General features: G+C 71.5%; 13 protein-coding genes. 9 read left to right on the forward strand and 4 right to left on the reverse strand.

Features of this window, described 5'->3' with window-relative positions; translation table 11 throughout:
• The first annotated feature begins 113 nt into the window (after positions 1–113).
• The 9 genes from ABT352_RS28700 to rpe all read left to right on the forward strand — a co-directional run bounded on the left by ABT352_RS28700 (position 114) and on the right by rpe (position 11782).
• Positions 114–2441, forward strand: coding sequence for a primosomal protein N' (locus tag ABT352_RS28700; protein WP_350948060.1), 2328 nt, complete (start codon positions 114–116; stop codon positions 2439–2441).
• 49 nt (positions 2442–2490) lie between these two features.
• Entirely contained in the window at positions 2491–4149 is a 1659-nt protein-coding gene (locus ABT352_RS28705) for a hypothetical protein (protein ID WP_350948061.1), read from the forward strand.
• A 40-nt stretch (positions 4150–4189) separates the two neighbouring features.
• Positions 4190–5566: a hypothetical protein gene (locus ABT352_RS28710; protein WP_350948062.1), complete on the forward strand. Its 1377-nt coding sequence runs from the start codon at positions 4190–4192 to the stop codon at positions 5564–5566.
• Positions 5567–5766: 200 nt separating this feature from the next.
• On the forward strand, positions 5767–6315 hold the full coding sequence (gene def, locus ABT352_RS28715) for a peptide deformylase (protein WP_350948063.1): 549 nt from the start codon (positions 5767–5769) through the stop codon (positions 6313–6315).
• A 5-nt stretch (positions 6316–6320) separates the two neighbouring features.
• Positions 6321–7250, forward strand: a complete 930-nt coding sequence (gene fmt / locus ABT352_RS28720) for a methionyl-tRNA formyltransferase (protein WP_350948064.1) — start codon at positions 6321–6323, stop codon at positions 7248–7250.
• Positions 7251–7255: 5 nt separating this feature from the next.
• Positions 7256–8713 carry an RsmB/NOP family class I SAM-dependent RNA methyltransferase gene (locus ABT352_RS28725; protein ID WP_502992897.1) on the forward strand — a complete coding sequence of 486 codons (1458 nt, stop codon included), beginning with the start codon at positions 7256–7258 and terminating at the stop codon, positions 8711–8713.
• 137 nt (positions 8714–8850) lie between these two features.
• On the forward strand, positions 8851–10704 hold the full coding sequence (gene asnB, locus ABT352_RS28730; protein WP_350948065.1) for an asparagine synthase (glutamine-hydrolyzing): 1854 nt from the start codon (positions 8851–8853) through the stop codon (positions 10702–10704).
• A 96-nt stretch (positions 10705–10800) separates the two neighbouring features.
• The gene (locus ABT352_RS28735; protein WP_350948066.1) at positions 10801–11040 is read left to right on the forward strand and encodes a twin-arginine translocase TatA/TatE family subunit; all 240 of its coding nucleotides are present in this window, start codon (positions 10801–10803) and stop codon (positions 11038–11040) included.
• A 79-nt stretch (positions 11041–11119) separates the two neighbouring features.
• Positions 11120–11782 carry a ribulose-phosphate 3-epimerase gene (rpe, locus tag ABT352_RS28740; RefSeq protein ID WP_350948067.1) on the forward strand — a complete coding sequence of 221 codons (663 nt, stop codon included), beginning with the start codon at positions 11120–11122 and terminating at the stop codon, positions 11780–11782.
• 228 nt (positions 11783–12010) lie between these two features.
• Here the strand turns inward: rpe and ABT352_RS28745 are convergent, their stop codons facing one another.
• The 4 genes from ABT352_RS28745 to ABT352_RS28760 form a co-directional block, all read right to left on the reverse strand.
• Positions 12011–13069, reverse strand: coding sequence for an ABC transporter ATP-binding protein (locus ABT352_RS28745; protein ID WP_502992898.1), 1059 nt, complete (start codon positions 13067–13069; stop codon positions 12011–12013).
• On the reverse strand, positions 13066–14067 hold the full coding sequence (locus tag ABT352_RS28750) for an ABC transporter ATP-binding protein (protein ID WP_350948068.1): 1002 nt from the start codon (positions 14065–14067) through the stop codon (positions 13066–13068). The genes ABT352_RS28745 and ABT352_RS28750 overlap by 4 nt, the downstream gene beginning before the upstream one ends.
• 13 nt (positions 14068–14080) lie before the next feature.
• Entirely contained in the window at positions 14081–15061 is a 981-nt protein-coding gene (locus tag ABT352_RS28755; RefSeq protein ID WP_350948069.1) for an ABC transporter permease, read from the reverse strand.
• A gap of 127 nt (positions 15062–15188) precedes the next feature.
• Complete coding sequence (locus ABT352_RS28760; RefSeq protein WP_350948070.1) at positions 15189–16973, reverse strand: ABC transporter substrate-binding protein; 1785 nt, start codon at positions 16971–16973, stop codon at positions 15189–15191.
• Positions 16974–16985 lie beyond the last annotated feature (12 nt).

The following is a 16985-nucleotide window of genomic DNA, read 5'->3' on the forward strand; positions in this document are numbered from 1 at the left end:
GCGGCACGGGACCGGGCTGTCACCGGTACGGGGACCGGGCTGCCGGCGGCAGGGACCGGCCCGTCCTCCCGCCGTCGTCTGGAGGGGGTGCCCGGGTCTGGTAGGACAGGTGGGTGACCCACGCCAGCCCTTCGCCGGACGACGACGCCCTGCTGCCGCTCGACGCGGTCCGTGAGCGGCACGTGCCGGGCGGTCCCACGAGGACGCGGGGTGGCCGCGCCGGGGCCGTGAGGGCCGCCAGGGTGGTCAGGGCCGCTGGGACGGCCAAAGCCTCCGGGGTGGCCGAGCCGGTGAGAGGGGTGCCGGAGCCGGCCGCCGAACTGCCGGTCGCGCGGGTCCTCGTCGACACGCCGCTGCCGCACCTCGACCGGTTGTTCGACTATCTCGTCCCCGCCCCCCTGGCCGCCGCCGCCGTGCCGGGGACCCGGGTCCGCATCCGGTTCGCGGGCAAGCTCGTCGACGGGTTCCTGCTGGAGCGGGCCGAGACCACCGAGCACGAGGGCAAGCTGACCCGCCTGGAGAGGGTCGTCTCCGCCGAGCCCGTGCTCACCCCGGAGATCGCCGCGCTGGCCCGCGCCGTCGCCGACCACTACGCCGGGACCATGGCCGACGTCCTGCGCCTCGCCATCCCGCCCCGCCACGCGAGGGTCGAGGCCGAGAGCCCCACCCCGGCCGTCTCAAGTCCGGCCTCACCGGCTCAGGCCGCTCCGAGTCCGGTCCCGCCGGCCCAGACCACCTCGGTCCCGCCGGCTCAGGGCGCCCCGACCCCGGCCGACTCGATCTCGGTCACCCCGGTCCTGACCGTGTCGCCCTCGGCCGTCCCGGCCCAGGGCGCACCGGCCCGAGCCGCCCAGGATCCGGTGCGGGGAGAGGGGCCCGGGCCGTGGGCGGACTACTCGGAGGGGGAGGCGTTCCTGGCGGCCCTGGCGAAGGGGGACGCCCCCCGCGCGGTGTGGACGGCCCTGCCGGGCACCGGGGAGAGCGGGCCCGCGTGGCCGGAGGCGGTCGCGGTTGCCGCACGGGAGACCCTGCGTGGGGGCAGGGGAGCCCTCGTGGTGCTTCCCGACGGTAAGGACGTGGGTCTGCTCGACGCGGCCCTGAGCGCCGTTCTGGAGCCCGGCGCGCACGTGGCGCTCACCGCCGACCTCGGGCCCGCCGAGCGCTACCGGCGATGGCTACGGGTGTCCAGGGGGCAGGTGCGGGTCGCGGTCGGGACGAGGGGGGCGGCGTTCGCCCCGGTCAGGGATCTCGGGCTCGCGGTCATCTGGGACGACGGCGACGACCTGCACTCCGAGCGGCTCGCCCCCTACCCGCACGCCAGGGAGGTTCTCGCCCTGCGCGCCCACCGGGCGCGGGCGGGCCTGCTCATCGGGGGGTACGCCCGTACGGCGGAGGCGACCAGGCTCATCGCGGCGGGCTGGGCGGGGCCCATCGTCGCGGCCCGCGCGACGGTGAGGGCGAGGGCGCCGAGGGTCCGTCCGGCGGGAGAGGACTCGGAGCTGGCCAGGGACGAGGCGGCGAGGGCCGCCCGGCTGCCCAGCCTCGCCTGGCGGGCCCTGCGTGCCGGGCTGGAGAGCGGTCCCGTGCTGGTGCAGGTCCCCCGCCGGGGCTACCTGCCCGCGCTGGCCTGCCAGAGCTGCCGGGCGACCGCCCGCTGCGGGCACTGCGGCGGCCCGTTCGCGCTGCGCGGCGGTCACGTGGCCCCGTACTGCCGCTGGTGCGGCCGGATCGCGGGTGACTGGCGCTGCACGTCCTGCGGCGGCGCCCGGGTGCGGGCCCTGGTGATCGGTGCCCGCCGCACGGCCGAGGAGCTGGGGAGGGCCTTCCCCTCGGTGAAGGTCAAGACGTCGGGCAGGGACGGGGTGCTCGCCACCGTCGGCGCGGGCCGCGCCCTGGTGGTGGCGACCCCGGGCGCCGAGCCGGTGCCCGAGGGGGGGTACGCGGCGGCGGTGCTGCTGGACGGCTGGGCGCTGCTCGGCAGGCCCGATCTGCGCGCCGCGGAGGAGACATTGCGCCGGTGGATGAACGCGGCGGCCCTGTTGCGGACCTCGGCCGAACTGGTCGTGCTGGCCGATTCCTCACTCGCCGCCGTACAGGCTCTGCTGCGCTGGGATCCGGTGAACCACGCCGAGAGAGAACTGGCCGACAGGACAGAACTCGGTTTCCCCCCGGCGGTGAAAATGGCGACGCTCACCGGATCTCCGGCGGCGGTGCGGGAAATGATCGGCGAGATGACCCTGCCCCCGGGGGCGCAGGTGCTCGGCCCCGTCCCGGTGGCCTCTCCCAAGGGGGATCAAGTGCGGGAACGTGCCATGGTCCGGATCGCGCAGGGCTCGGGACCGGCGCTGGCCGCGGCGTTGAAAGGGGCCGCCGGAGTACGCTCCGCGCGCAAGGCGGCGGAGGTGGTCAAGGTGTGCATAGACCCCCTAGATGTGATTTGAGTTGTTTCCCCGATTCGCGGTGCTGGCAGTAAGCCGTTAATTTTCCCCTGTGTCGATCGAATGGGTGAATCGGGCCGTAGACGACCTGCGCGCGTGGGGGCGTGCGCACAGCCTTGACGTTGACGTGGACGAGGTGCGGCTGCTCTGCGACTACGCGAGTGACTATCTGGACGTGAACGAGCTGGGTGACTTCACCCCTGTCACCTTCGAGGAACTGCTGCTCAACATCTACCCGCGCAAGGTCATCGCCCCCCCGGAGAGCGCCCCGGAGACCGTCGCCGCCGCCCGCACCCTGGTCGACTTCCTGCTCGCCACCGAGGAGATCGGCGGCAAGATGGCCGTCCGGATGAGGACCGTCCTCGACCGGATCGAACCCGAGATGCCCGTCGCCCTCGCCGACACCTCCCGGTTCGGCATGGCCAAGAGCCTCTTCAGCGCGATCGGCGCCGACTCGCTGGAGCAGGACGCCGGGAGCGCGATCCTCTCCGTCTCCGCGGTGCGCGAGGAGCCCGCCGTCGAGCACTGCGACTGTCCCGGCTGCTCGCCCCTTCCCCCCGTGCGCCTGGCGCCCCGCGAGACACTTGTCCAGAGCGCCCTGCGGGTGCCGCTGGTCACCGACGCGCGCAGGCTGGTCCAGTGGATGCTCGCCGGAGGCCGCACCCCGACCCTCAAGGGCCGCCTGCGGGTCCGCGACGCCGGTGAGGCGGCCGCCCAGCTCTCGGTGGCCGACCCGGGGCTGCTGTGGGAGCTCGCGGTCCACACCGGCCTGGTCCAGGTCGAGGGCAGCGCGATCTTCGACGGCGAGGACTTCGATCCGCTCGAGATCTGGGCCGCCACGGTCGAGTTCGTCGTCGAGAAGGACACCGGCGGCGCCGTGACGGGCGACGTCTCCCTCGACGAGGAGCTCTACGGTCTGTGCGACATGCTCTACCGCCTCCAGGCGCCCGTGCCGATCCCCCTCGTCAGGGACTACCTGGAGGAGATCGGCCTGGTCGAGGGCGGTGAGATCGACGTTCCCGAGGCCGTCAGGCGACTCGCCTACTGCGGGATGGCCGAGCCGGGCGAGGAACTGCTCGAACTCACCCCGCTGGCCCTGTGGGGACTGCGCGAGCTCTACACCGACCTGGGCGTCGAGGCCCCCGAGGCGGCCGATCTGACCACCGCCGACGCGCCCGAGCTCATCGAGGGGCTGCTTTCCGGAATGCCCGCCGAGATGGCCGAGGCCGACATCGGGGGCTGGCTGGAGAACAGGACACCGGAGCAGGCGGTCACCGAGTTGTTCGGTTCGGTCTCCGGCGCGCCGTCGGTCGCGAGGGGCATCGCGGTGACGATCGTCGACCGCCTCGGCCCCGACGCCGAAGAGGCGGTGCGCGCCTTCCTGGAGGAGCCCGAGCTGCGCCCGCACGCCATCCACTGGCTGAGTTCGCGCGGCCTGGCGGCTCCCACGCTCACCCAGGAGGAGATGCTCTGGATGAGCGTGGACATGCTCGCCCTGGCCATGCCCGCCGCCGAGGAGGATCCGGAGACGTTCGCCGAGAACATGTCCGCCTCGGGTCCTCCGCCACACGTGATCGAGGAGATGTGGAGGGTCGACCATCCGGAGGTCGTCGACGTCCTTGAGCTGCTCGGACGCTCCCTCAGAGATCACGAAGCGGCCAAGGCTGCCCGCAAGGCGGCCTTCAAGGCGCGTTCCCGCGCCATCGGCTGAGCCGTGTATGCGTGAGGCGCGAGTGCAGTAAGTTTCACGAGTGGCAAAGAGCGGGAACAGTGGGAACGTCTTCGACATCGGCGAACTGCGCAGGCTGGTCGACGAGCTGGGAACGGCACCACGCGAGCTGCGGGCGGCCGTTCTCGAGGAGTCCGTCACCACCACGGGCCGAGGTCGCCCCCCGCGCGGCGACGCGCTGAGCTTTCCCCCGGTCGACCTCGCCGCCGACGAGGAGCTGGCCGCGCACGTCCCGCAGGTGCCGCTGGTGATCGACGCCCAGCGTGTGGCCGTCTGGACCGGCACCCGCCGGGTGACCCCCGAGGGGCTGCTGCCCGACCCGTTCACGCCGTGCGCCGAGCTCGGACTGCCGGGCCCCGCGCGGCTGCACCTGCTCTGGGTGGTCGCCGTCAACACCGGCATGCTCCGCATCGTTCGCGGTGAGGTGACGCCCGGCCCGCTCGTGCTCTCCGCCGACCTGCCGCCCCGGGCGCTGCTGGGATTCTGGGACGGCGTGGTCATGGACGTCCTCGACCGTGCCGACGACGACCTGACCGGTTCCCCGGTGATCGACGACCATCTGGCCGAGATGCTCGCCACGCTGTACGCCGTGCGCGAGGGGCTGTCCACCGCGACCCTGGTGAAGGGCATCCTGCAGTCGCACGAGGTGGCCTGCGGTGCCCGCCAGGCGGAGATGCGGGTGCTGACGGGCGCGCTTCCCGCCCAGCTGGAGTCGGCCCTGTCGCTGCTGGGCTACTGCGGGCTGGTCGAGACCTCGCGGTCAGGGCGGCCGAGGCTGACCCCGCTGGGCATGTGGGCCGTCCGCCAGGACCTGATGCGGGAGGGCCACGACGCGCCGACGGGCGCGGAGGTCGCCGTCTTCACCGACCTGGGCGCGGCGGAGCTGGTCGAGGCGATCATGAAGGGTTCCGCCGCGCCCAGCGCCGTCACCGTGTGGCTGGAGTCCCGCCACCCCGAGGCCGCCGCCCGCGAGCTGGTCAAGGTCGCCGCCTCGGGTACGGCCGGCCGCCGTGGCGCCGTGGGCACGATCCTGGAGGAGCTCGGCCCCGAGGCCGAGGCCCCGCTCAGAGAGGCCCTCTCCGAGCCCGCCATGTGGCGCTACGCCGCCTCCTGGCTGCACATCCGCCACCTGCCCGCGCCCGCCCTCACGCCCGCCGACAACACCTGGCTCGCGGTCGACTCGCTCGCCTCGCTGCTCGAGCGCGGCGACGCCTCGGAGGCGATCTGCGAGTTCGACACCCTCGAACCCGGTGAGGACCTGGTCCGGGTGATCGAGGAGATGGCTCTGGTGGACCACCCGGACACCTTCGCCGTCCTGGATCTGCTGGGTTCTCGCCACGGTGACGCGGCGGTGGCCAAGTCCGCCCGCAAGGCGGCGATGAAGGCCCGCTCCCGCTGATCCCGGCACCTCCCGGTCCCCGGCGACGGCTCGCCCGGATATGTCCGTGTCCCCGGGGACGGACGTGCTCGGGTGAACGCCCGTCCTTCCGCGGCGACGGCTCGTCCGGCCGGTCTCGTGCCCGGCCCTGAAGAGGGCCCGGGGGAGGCGGCCGCCGCCCTTAGACTGGCGGCATCCCATGAAGTGTGAGGAGACCCCTGTTGTCCATTCAGCCGATCCGTCTTTTCGGCGATCCGGTGCTGCGCACGCCCGCCGACCCGGTCAAGGACTTCGACAAGGAGCTGCGCAAGCTCGTCAAGGACCTCACCGACACGATGATGGACGCGCCGGGAGCCGGGCTGGCCGCGCCGCAGATCGGGGTCGGCCTGCGGGTCTTCACCTACTACGTGGACGACCAGCTCGGGCATCTGATCAACCCCAACCTCGACCTGTCGGAGGACAAGGACGAGGAGGGGGAGGAGGGCTGCCTGTCGTTCCCCGGCCTGTCCTTCCCCACGCCCAGGTCGATACGGGCCGTGGCGACCGGTTTCAACATGCACGGCGAGCCGGTGACCCTTGAGGGCACCGACCTGATGGCCCGCTGCTTCCAGCATGAGACCGATCACCTGGACGGCGTGCTGTTCATCGACCGGATGGACGCCAAGCAGCGCAAACTCGCGATGAAGGCGATCCGCGAGGCCGACTGGAGCGGGCTGTCGGCCCCCACGTTCAAGTTCTCCCCGCACGCCACCCAAGGGAAGGCTCTGTAGAAACCTTGCGACTGGTCTTCGCCGGAACCCCGGACACCGCCCTGCCCTCGCTGCGGGCACTGATCGACTCGCCTCGCCACGACGTCGTCGCCGTCGTCACGCGCCCGGACGCCCAGTCGGGCAGGGGCCGCAAGGTCCATCCGAGCCCCGTCGCCGAGCTCGCCGAGGAGGCGGGCATCGAGGTGCTCAGGCCGCCCAAGGCGGGCGACCCGGAGTTTCTCGACCGGCTCACCGAGCTCGCCCCCGACTGCTGCCCGGTGGTCGCCTACGGCGCGCTGCTGCCGCAGGCCACCCTGGACATCCCTCGGTACGGCTGGGTCAACCTGCACTTCTCGCTGCTGCCGGCCTGGCGCGGCGCGGCGCCGGTGCAGCACGCCGTGCTCCACGGCGACGAGATCACCGGCGCGGCCACCTTCCGGATCGTCAAGGAGCTGGACGCGGGTCCGGTCTACGGCGTGGTGACCGAGGAGATCCGCCCCACCGACACCAGCGGGGAGTTGCTCGCCCGGCTCGCCGAGTCCGGGGCGGGGCTGCTGGCGGCCACCCTCGACGGGATCGAGGACGGCAAGCTGGAGGCCGTGCCGCAGCCCGCGGAGGGGGTGAGTCTCGCCCCGAAGATCAGCGTCGACGACGCGAGGGTCGACTGGTCCGCGCCCGCGATGCGGGTCGATCGCCTGGTCCGCGCCTGTACCCCCGCCCCGGGCGCGTGGACCGGGTTCCGCGGCGGGCGGATCAAGCTGGGGCCCGTGCGGCCGGTTCCCGACGCCTCCGGCCTGGCCCCCGGCCAGATCGCGGCGTCCAAGAACTCCGTCCTGGTCGGCACCGCCACCTACCCGGTCGAGCTGGGCGAGGTGCAGCCGCAGGGCAAGCGTCTGATGGGCGCGGGGGAGTGGGCCCGCGGCGTGCGGCCCACCGACGAGGATCGGCTGGCCTGAAGATCATGAGCAGTGGTAACGGCCGTAACGTCCCGCGCGGCGGGGGTCACGGCCCGGCGGGCGGTTCACGCGGCGCCGGGGGCAAAGGCGCCGGGGGCAGGGGCAGAGGCGGGCGCCCGCCCAAGCCGGTCCGCGACGAGGCGCGCAACGCCGCGTACGACCTGATGCGCGCCGTCGACGAGCGGGACGCCTACGCCAACCTGCTGATGCCCGCGCTGCTGCGCGAGCGCCGCCTTTCCGGGCGCGACGCGGGCCTGGCCACAGAGCTGGCCTACGGCACCCTGCGCGGCCTCGGCACCTACGACGAGGTCATCGCGGCCTGCAGCGACCGGGCGCCCGAGGACGTCGACCCGCCGCTGCTCGACGCCGTCCGCCTGGGCGTGCACCAGCTGCTCAAAACGCGGGTGCCCCCGCACGCCGCCGTCGGCACCACGGTCGACCTGGTGCGGCTGCGTGTGGGCATCGGCGCGTCGAAGTACGCCAACGCCGTGCTGCGCAAGGTCTCCACCCGCTCTCTGGAGCAGTGGATCCCGATCGTGGCGCCCGACCCGGCCGAGGACCCGGTGGGTCACCTGGCGGTGGCCCACAGCCACCCGAGGTGGATCGTCGACGCCCTGCGCGACGCGGTGGGCGGTGACTTCGACGAGACGGCCGCCCTGCTCGCGGCCGACAACGAGCGTCCGAAGGTGACCCTCGTCGCGCGCCCGGGCCGCTCCTCGGTCGCCGAGCTTCTGGAGGCGGGCGCGGAACCCGCCAGATACTCCCCGTACGCGGCCTACCTGGCCGAGGGCGACCCCGGTGCGATCCTCGCCGTGGCCGAGTCGCGCGCGGCCGTGCAGGACGAGGCGAGCCAGCTCGTCGCGCTCGCCCTGACGCGGGTGCCGCTGGAGGGCTCCGACTCCCGCTGGCTCGACCTGTGCGCGGGTCCCGGTGGCAAGGCGGGCCTGCTCGACGCCCTCGCGACCCGGAAGGGCGAGGCGCGCCTGCTCGCCGCCGAGCTGCAGTACCACCGGGCGCGGCTGGTGTGGCAGACGACCCGGCAGGCCGCGGTGATCACCGCGGACGGCACCGCGCCGGCCTGGCGGCCGGGGGTCTTCGACCGGGTCATGCTCGACGCCCCCTGCACCGGCCTGGGCGCGCTGCGCCGCCGTCCCGAGGCCCGCTGGCGCCGCGATCCCCGGAGCCTTCCCGAGCTGGGCAGGATCCAGCGCGCCCTGCTCGACTCGGCGATCGACGCGGTACGTCCCGGCGGCGTCGTCGCGTACGTGACCTGTTCGCCGCACCTGGCGGAGACCGTCGCCGTGGTCGGTGACGTCCTGGGGCGCCGCGACGACGTCGAGGCGCTGGACGCCCGCGATCCGCTTCCCGAGGTCGAGGGGCTGGGCGAGGGGCCGTACGCGCGGTTCTGGCCGCACCGGCACGGCACCGACGCGATGTTCCTCGCCCTGCTGCGCCGCCGCTGAACGAACGCCGCCCTCCTGGCGAAGGAGGGCGGATGAGATCATCACCGCAGGTCAGAGGACATTATTTGGGCATATATCGACACTGAGGGCTGTTCGCCTGAATGTAACTGCTTCCGAGCAGGATGCGGGGTGGCGAAATGTGTGGAATCAGCGGATGGGTGGACTTCGAGCGCGATCTTCGACAGTCACGGGCCATCGCGCAGGCCATGACCGACACCATGGCCTGCCGCGGACCCGACGACGAGGGGCTGTGGCTCGCCCCGCACGCCGCGATAGGCCATCGGCGTCTCGCCGTCATCGACATCGAGGGCGGGCGCCAGCCGATGATCGCCGATGAGGACGGGCAGACACTCGCGGTCCTCACCTACAGCGGCGAGATCTACAACTTCGTCGAGCTGCGCGCGGAACTGATCGCCCACGGCCACCGTTTTTCCACCCGGAGCGACACCGAGGTCCTCCTGCGGGCCTACCTCGAATGGGGTGAGGGCTTCCCCGAACGGCTGAACGGCATGTTCGCCTTCGCGATCTGGGACGTCCGCCGCGAGGAGCTGCTGCTCGTCCGGGACAGGATGGGCATCAAGCCGCTGTACTACCACCCGCTCCCGAACGGTGTGCTGTTCGGCTCCGAGCCCAAGGCGATCCTGGCCAACCCCCTGATCGGGACGCCCGCCGTCGACGCCGACGGCCTGCGCGAGCTGATCGCCTTCGTGAAGAACCCGGAACACGCCGTCTACCGGGGCATGTACGAGGTGCGCCCCGGCCACACCGTCCGGGTGACCCGCGACTTCCTGTGCCGGCGCCCCTACTGGCACCTGGAGGCCCGCGAGCACCCCGACGACCTCACCACCACCGTCGGGACCGTGCGCGAACTGCTGAACGACATCGTCACCCGGCAGCTCATCTCCGACGTGCCGCTGTGCACCCTGCTCTCCGGGGGCCTCGACTCCAGCACCATCACGGCGCTCGCCGCGCTCGGGCTGGAGGGGCAGGGAGGAGGGAAGATCAGGTCGTTCTCCGTCGACTTCACCGGATACAGCGAGAACTTCACGCCCGACGAGATGCGCGACACCCCCGACACACCGTACGTGCACGACGTCGTACGGCACATCGGCTCCGAGCACGCCGACATCGTCCTGGACTCCGCCGATCTCATGGACCCCGCGGTGCGCGCCGCGGTCCTGAGGGCGCGTGACCTGCCGATCGGCATCGGGGACATGGACACCTCCCTCCATCTGCTGTTCCGCGCCATCCGGGGTCACTCCACGGTGGCGCTGTCGGGTGAGTCCGCCGACGAGGTCTTCGGCGGCTACCGGTGGTTCTTCGACCCCGAGGCGGTCTTCGCCGACACCTTCCCGTGGCTGGCGTCCCCGGGGTTCGGACGGTTCGCGGGGGTGGGGGCGCTCCTCGACGAGGACCTGATGCGCAAGCTGGACATCCCCGGCTACCGCGCCGACAGCTACCGGCGGGCGCTCGACGAGGTGCCCCGGCTACCGGGCGAGGAGGGCCTGGAGCGGCGCATGCGGGAGATCTCCTACCTGCACCTCACCCGGTTCGTGCAGATCCTGCTGGACCGCAAGGACCGGATGAGCATGGCCGTCGGGCTGGAGGTCCGGGTGCCGTTCTGCGACCACCGGCTGGTGGAGTACGTCTTCAACGCCCCCTGGGCGATGAAGACGTTCGACGGGCAGGAGAAGAGCCTGCTGCGCGCCGCCGCCGCGGACGTCCTGCCGCCCTCGGTCGTCGGACGCCGCAAGAGCCCCTACCCCTCGACGCAGGACCCCGCCTACGAGCAGGCCGTCCGCGCGGAGGCGGCCCGGCTGCTCGGCGGCGGCCACTTCGCCGCCGCGCCGTTCGTCGACAGGGAGAAGGTACGGGCCGTGATCGACCGGCCGGAGGCGGGCGGCGGCCCTGGAGGAGGCAGGGCGTCGCTGGAGGGACTCCTCCAGTTCAACGCCTGGCTGGAGAGATACCGCGTCCGGATCGACATCTGACCCGCCCGGACCGTCGACCGTCGGCGGCACGGCGGCGCACCCCGTCCTCCGGCAGACTCCGGAGACGGGGACGCCCGATCGAAAGGAGGTCGTCCCATGGCCGACCTGGGACTGCCCGAACTGCTCATCATCGCGGCGGTGTTCGTGCTGCTGTTCGGCTCCGCGAGACTGCCCGACGCCGCCAGGTCGGTGGGCCGCTCCCTGCGCGTCTTCAAGAGCGAGCTGAACAGGCCGGACGACCTTCCGCCTCCTCCTGGTGCGGGCGGCGGGCCGGGCGACCTGCCGCCGGCCTCCGGCGGGAGCGGCGAGAACGGGGGACCGGGCGACAGGCGGTAGCCCCTCGGCCGCGCGGTCCTGGGCGTCGCGGACCCGAGCCGGACGGAGGAGGGGGGCCCGCCGCTAGAATCGGCCAATCATGGCCGTACAGATCTCGCCCAGCATCCTGTCCGCCGACTTCGCCCGCCTCGCCGAGGCGGCCGCGGCGGTCCCCAACGCCGACTGGCTGCACGTGGACGTCATGGACAACCACTTCGTGCCCAACCTCACCCTCGGGCTGCCGGTCGTCGAGTCTCTGCTCAAGGCGACCTCGACGCCACTCGACTGCCATCTCATGATCGAAGACCCGGATCGCTGGGCACCCGGCTACGCCGAGGCCGGTGCCGGGAGCGTGACCATCCACGTGGAGGCGGCCAAGGCCCCGGTGCGTACGCTGCGCCAGATCCGCCAGGCGGGCGCTCGCGCGGGCCTGGCGTTGAACCCGGCCACCCCCGTCGAGCCGTACGAGGACCTGCTCGGCGAGATCGACATGCTGCTGGTGATGACCGTCGATCCCGGTTTCGGCGGGCAGAGGTTCCTCGACATCGTGCTGCCCAAGATCCGCAGGGCCCGCGAACTCATCGGCCGGCACGGCGGGCAGGTCTGGCTCCAGGTGGACGGCGGCGTCTCCGACACGACGATCGAGCGCTGCGCGGAGGCGGGGGCCGACGTCTTCGTGGCGGGCAACGCCGTCTACGGCGCGGAGGACCCGGCCCGCGCGGTCGACGGCCTGCGCGCTCTCGCCACCTCCGCCGAGTCGTGAGTGGCCGGCCGCCGAGCCGCTGACCACCGGATCACCCGGCGCTGGACCGCCGGCCGTCGATTCACCCCGCGGGCGGCCGTTGAGCCGTCGAGCCGACGGCACCGGCCGCCGAGGTGGCGGCCGGTGCCGGAAAACGGTGAGGATCGGGGGAAACGCCGCCATCGGACCGCCGGGTCCGCGGCCGCGGGCCAGGCGTCCCGCGGCGAGGCGCGGCGAGGCGCGGGACCGTCAGGTCTGCAGCGCCGGGTCCAGCACCACGTCCTCGCCGTGCACGGTCGGCTCCTCGGGGAAGTGGCAGGCTGTCAGGTGACCTTCCCTGTTGCCCTCCAGCCTGAGCAGCGGGGGCTCCTCGGTCGCGCACTTCTCCTGGGCCTTCCAGCAGCGGGTGCGGAAGCGGCAGCCGGACGGCGGGTTGATCGGGGAGGGCACGTCCCCGGCCAGGCGGATGCGCTCGCGCGGCGCCTCGTCCTCCAGCACCTCGGGCACCGCCGACAGCAGCGCGTGCGTGTAGGGGTGACGGGGGCGCTCGTACAGGGAGGCGCGGTCGGCGACCTCGACGATCTTGCCGAGATACATGACCGCGACCCGCTGGGAGAAGTGCCGCACGATCGCCAGGTCGTGCGCGATGAACAGGAACGCGATGCCCAGGTCCCGCTGAAGCTGCTGGAGCAGGTTGACGACCTGCGCCTGGATGGAGACGTCGAGGGCGGAGACCGGCTCGTCCGCGATGATCAGCTTGGGGTCGAGGGAGAGCGCGCGGGCCACCCCGATGCGCTGCCGCTGGCCGCCGGAGAACTCGTGCGGGAAGCGGTTGAAGTGCTCGGGGTTGAGCCCGACGATCTCCAGGAGCTCCCGGACCCGCTTCTCCCTGCCGCCGGGGGGGTTGATGCCGTTGATCTCCATCGGACCGCCGATGATGCTGCCCACCGTGTGCCGGGGGTTCAGCGACGAGTACGGGTCCTGGAAGATCATCTGGATCTCGGCCCGGATCGGCTTCAGCTCTCTGCGCGTGGCGTGGCCGATCTCCCGCCCGGCGTACCTGATGCTGCCCGCCGTGGGCTCCAGCAGCCGGGACGCCAGCCGCCCGGCGGTGGACTTGCCGCAGCCGGACTCGCCGACCAGGCCGAGCGTCTCGCCGGCGTGCACCGTCAGGTCGATGCCGTCCACCGCGTGGACCTTGCCCACCTGGCGTTTGAAGACGAGACCGCCCATCACCGGGAAGTGCTTCTTCAGGCCGGACAGCTCCAGCAGCGCCTCGCCGCGGGGTTCACCGGTTGTCTCGCTCACTTTTGGATCTCCCTCTTCTGGGCGAGGGTCAGGTAGCACGCGTCGCCGTGGCCGCGGTGCGGGGACAGTTCCGGCCGCTCGGAGCGGCACAGCTCGGGACCGGCCAGCTCCATGTAGTCGCACCGGGGGTGGAAGGGGCAGCCGGAGGGAACATTGATCAGGCTCGGCGGGGTGCCGCGGACCGGCCGCAGCGGCACGTCCACGGGGGCGCTCAGGCGGGGCATGGAGGCGAGCAGACCCCAGGTGTAGGGGTGGCGGGGCTCGCGGAGGACCTCTCTCACGGTCCCGCGCTCCACCGCCCGCCCGGCGTACATCACCAGCACGTCGTGCGCGGTGTTGGCGACCACGCCGAGGTCGTGGGTGATCAGGATGATCGAGGCGCCCGTCTGGTCCTGGAGCTCCTTGAGCAGGTCCAGGATCTGGGCCTGCACGGTCACGTCCAGGGCGGTGGTGGGCTCGTCGGCGATCAGCAGGTCCGGGTCGCACACCAGGGCCATCGCGATCATCGCGCGCTGCCGCATGCCGCCGGAGAACTGGTGGGGATAGTCGTCCACCCTGGTCTTCGGCTGGGGGATGCCGACCCGGGTCAGCATCTCGATCGCGCGGTCCCTCGCCTCGGCGCGGCTCGCGCCGGTGTGCTTGCGGTAGACCTCGGAGATCTGCCTGCCGATGGTGTGGTACGGGGAGAGCGAGGTCAGCGGGTCCTGGAAGATCATCGCGACCTTGTTGCCGCGCAGCTTCTCCATGGTGGAGTTGGAGGCGCCGATCAGCTCCTCGCCGTCCAGCCGGATCTCCCCACTGATCTTGGTGGTCTCCGGGTTGTGCAGGCCGAGCACGGTCAGGTTGGTCACCGACTTGCCGGACCCGGACTCGCCGACGACACCCAGGGTGGTGCCCTTCTCGACGTCGAACGAGAGCCCGTCCACCGCGTGGACGACACCGTCCTCGGTGTGGAAGTCGACGGTCAGGTCACGGACCGAGAGGAAGGGAGTTGACACTTTTTCAGAACTCCTAGCTCAGCCGGACGCGAGGGTCGATGAAGGCGTACAGGACGTCGACGACGATGTTGAAGAAGACGATCGCGGCGGCCGCCACGAGCACCGTCCCCATCAGCATGGGCAGGTCGGAGCTGTCGACGGCCTTGATGGAGAGCCGCCCGAGCCCCTGTAACCCGAAGGTGGTCTCGGTGATGATCGCGCCGCCGATCAGCGTGCCGAGGTCCACGCCGAAGATCGTGATGATGGGGGTGAGGGTGCCGCGCAGGGCGAATCTCAGCACCACGCTCCGCCCTGACATGCCCTTGGCCCGCGCGGTGCGGACGTAGTCCTCGCTGAGCTGTTCCACCATCGTCGAGCGCGTCATACGGGTGTAGTTGGCGGTGAAGATGATCGCCAGCACCACCCAGGGCAGCGCGAGCCCGCTCGCCCAGGCGACGGGGTTCTCGGTGAACGGCAGGTACTGGGGCCGCTGGAGGATCTGGTTCTTGTAGACGAGGAAGTAGAGCGCGAGCGTGCCGATGAAGTAGATCTGCACGGAGGCGCCGATGAGGGACGCCACGCTGGCGATCTTGTCCAGCGGCTTGCCCTGGCGCAGGGCCGCGACGATGCCGGTCGCCATGCCGAAGAGCAGGAAGACGATCGCCGCGCCGATGGTGAGGGAGACGGTGACCGGCAGCCGGTCCAGGATCGTCTCGAACACCGGCTCGCGGTTGACGAACGAGTAACCCAGGCAGGGGGCCGGGCAGTGGCCCAGGCTTTCGTAGTCGCGGCCGACGAAGATACCGGCCAGCCAGGCCACGAACTGGGCGAACAGGGGCTGGTCCAGTCCCAGGTTGTGCCGCGCCTGCTCCAGGAGCTCGGGCGGGCAGACCTTGCCGCAGGCGAGCCTCGCCGGGTCGGCGGGCACGGCGAAGAAGAGGAAGAACGTGACCGCGGAGATGATCAGAAGCGTGACCGCGGCGCCGAGCGTGCGGCGAGTGATGAATGGAAGCATTGCCTGTTTCCCGAGGTGGCTGGGACCGCTGCTGGGGCCGACGGCCCCTTGGCCGTGGCCTCGCGGGAGGAGGTGTCGCCCTCCCGCGAGGCCACGGCCGCCGGTGTCTCCTAAGGCTTCGTGGGCGTTACGGCTTCACGAAGATTCTGTTCGGCTGGACGACCCACGACTGCGGGTCGATCTCCGCGCCGCCGATCTTGGAGCCGTGCAGGGTGTTGGCGATCCGGTTCTCGGCGACCACGAGCGGGGTGATCGTCTCCTGGATCTTCTTGTCCAGGTCCATCCACGCCTTGTTCTGGGCGTCGATGTCGGTCATCGCGGTGATCTCGTCCATCTCCTTGGTGAGCGCCTCGTCCTTCAGGTGCGCGTAGTTCGGCGCACCGTCGGCGATCGGGCCGAAGATGACGGGCATGACCGTCGAGCCGGACGGCCAGTCGGCGCCCCAGCCACCCCAGTACATGTCGAACTCGTTCTTCACCAGGCCGATGGAGTCGTAGTAGGTCTTGCGGTCCAGCGGCTTGGCGACGACCTTGATGCCGGTCTTCTCCAGGGCGCTCTTGATCACGACCATGATCTGTTCCTGGAGCGGCGTCTGGTTGTGGGCGAAGACGATGGTCGGCGTCGGGTTGCTCGACTCGGCCAGCAGCTGCTTGGCCTTCTCGATGTCACCCTCGGGCTTGGCCTCCTTGCCGAACAGGTCGTAGGGCTGGTAGCCGACCGTGGTGTTCTCGTTGAGGATGGTGGTCGGCAGCGCGGCCGCCTGCGGGCCACCGTAGACCTGCTGGATCTGCTTGGACGGCCACGCGTAGTTGATGGCCTGGCGGATCTTCTGGTCCTTCACCCGGTCAAGGTTGAAGTAGTAGTAGTTCCCGTACGGGGAGGGGCTCTTCATCAGGCGCGGGGCCAGGCTGGCGTCGCCGAGCACCTGCTGCAGACGCTCCGGCGGGACCGTCGCGTAGAAGGTGAAGGCTGTCTGGTCCGGGCCCGCGTCCGCGATCAGGCGGTCGGTGATCTGCAGGTTCTCCTGGCCGAACTCCAGGCGCCACTTGTCGGGGTAGGCGCCGCGGATCGGGTCGGTGGCCGGGTCCCAGTTCGGGTTGCGCTCAAGGTCGATGGACTTGTCGACCACGTGGTTCTTGATGATGTACGGGCCGCTGGAGACGGGGGCCTTGTCGTACTTCTCCTTGGTGTCCTTCTCCTTGGGGACGATGCCGTAGCCGCCCATGGCGAAGGCGTAGTTGGCGTCGGCGTGCGGCGTCTTGAACTTGTAGACGATCGTCTTGTCGTCCGGCGTCTCGATGCTGTCGAGGCGCTTGCCGTCGTAGGGCCCCTGGTAGGCCTTCTTGTGGTCGACCTCGGTGAGCCACTGCTGGATGTAGGTCGGGCCCTGGGTGACGAAGGGGGCGAACGTCCGCTCCATGCTCCACTTCACGTCCTCGGACGTGATGGGCGTGCCGTCCTCCCACTTCACCCCGTCCTTGAGGGTGAAGGTCCAGGTCTTGCCGCCGTCGGAGGGGGTGCCGGTGTCGGTGGCGAGGTCGCCGACCAGCTTGTACTCGCTCTTGTCGGTGCGCTTGTAGCCGGTGAGGGTACGCGCGATCAGGAGGGAGAAGTTCGTCTCGGTGTTGACGTAGAGCTGGGCAGGGTCCAGGTGGGAGAAGTCGTCCCGGTCGATCATCGTGACGGTGCCGCCCTTGACGACACCCTCCGGCTCGATGGCGGGACCCTTGGAGTCCTCCGCGGTGCCGACCGTGATCGTCGGCGGCTTGAAGGGCTCCGCGGCGGGGGCGGACGCGCCGGCGGAACCGCTGGGAGCGGCGGGGGCGCCCTGGTTGCCCTCGGCGCACGCGCTGGTGAGTGCGAGCGCGCCTATGGCGAGTACGGCCATCGCTGACCGCGTACGGACTTTCATCTCTCTCCTATC

The organism is Streptosporangium sp. NPDC000563 (assembly GCF_040299985.1).
In the GTDB taxonomy this organism is placed as follows: Bacteria; Actinomycetota; Actinomycetes; order Streptosporangiales; family Streptosporangiaceae; genus Streptosporangium.

Coding starts and splice junctions, on each gene's coding strand:
- ABT352_RS28725 (WP_502992897.1), top strand. CDS start 7,256: ATGAGCAGTGGTAACGGCCGTAACGTCCCGCGCGGCGGGGGTCACGGC.
- asnB (WP_350948065.1), top strand. CDS start 8,851: ATGTGTGGAATCAGCGGATGGGTGGACTTCGAGCGCGATCTTCGACAG.
- ABT352_RS28735 (WP_350948066.1), top strand. CDS start 10,801: ATGGCCGACCTGGGACTGCCCGAACTGCTCATCATCGCGGCGGTGTTC.
- rpe (WP_350948067.1), top strand. CDS start 11,120: ATGGCCGTACAGATCTCGCCCAGCATCCTGTCCGCCGACTTCGCCCGC.
- ABT352_RS28755 (WP_350948069.1), bottom strand. CDS start 15,061: ATGCTTCCATTCATCACTCGCCGCACGCTCGGCGCCGCGGTCACGCTT.
- ABT352_RS28760 (WP_350948070.1), bottom strand. CDS start 16,973: ATGAAAGTCCGTACGCGGTCAGCGATGGCCGTACTCGCCATAGGCGCG.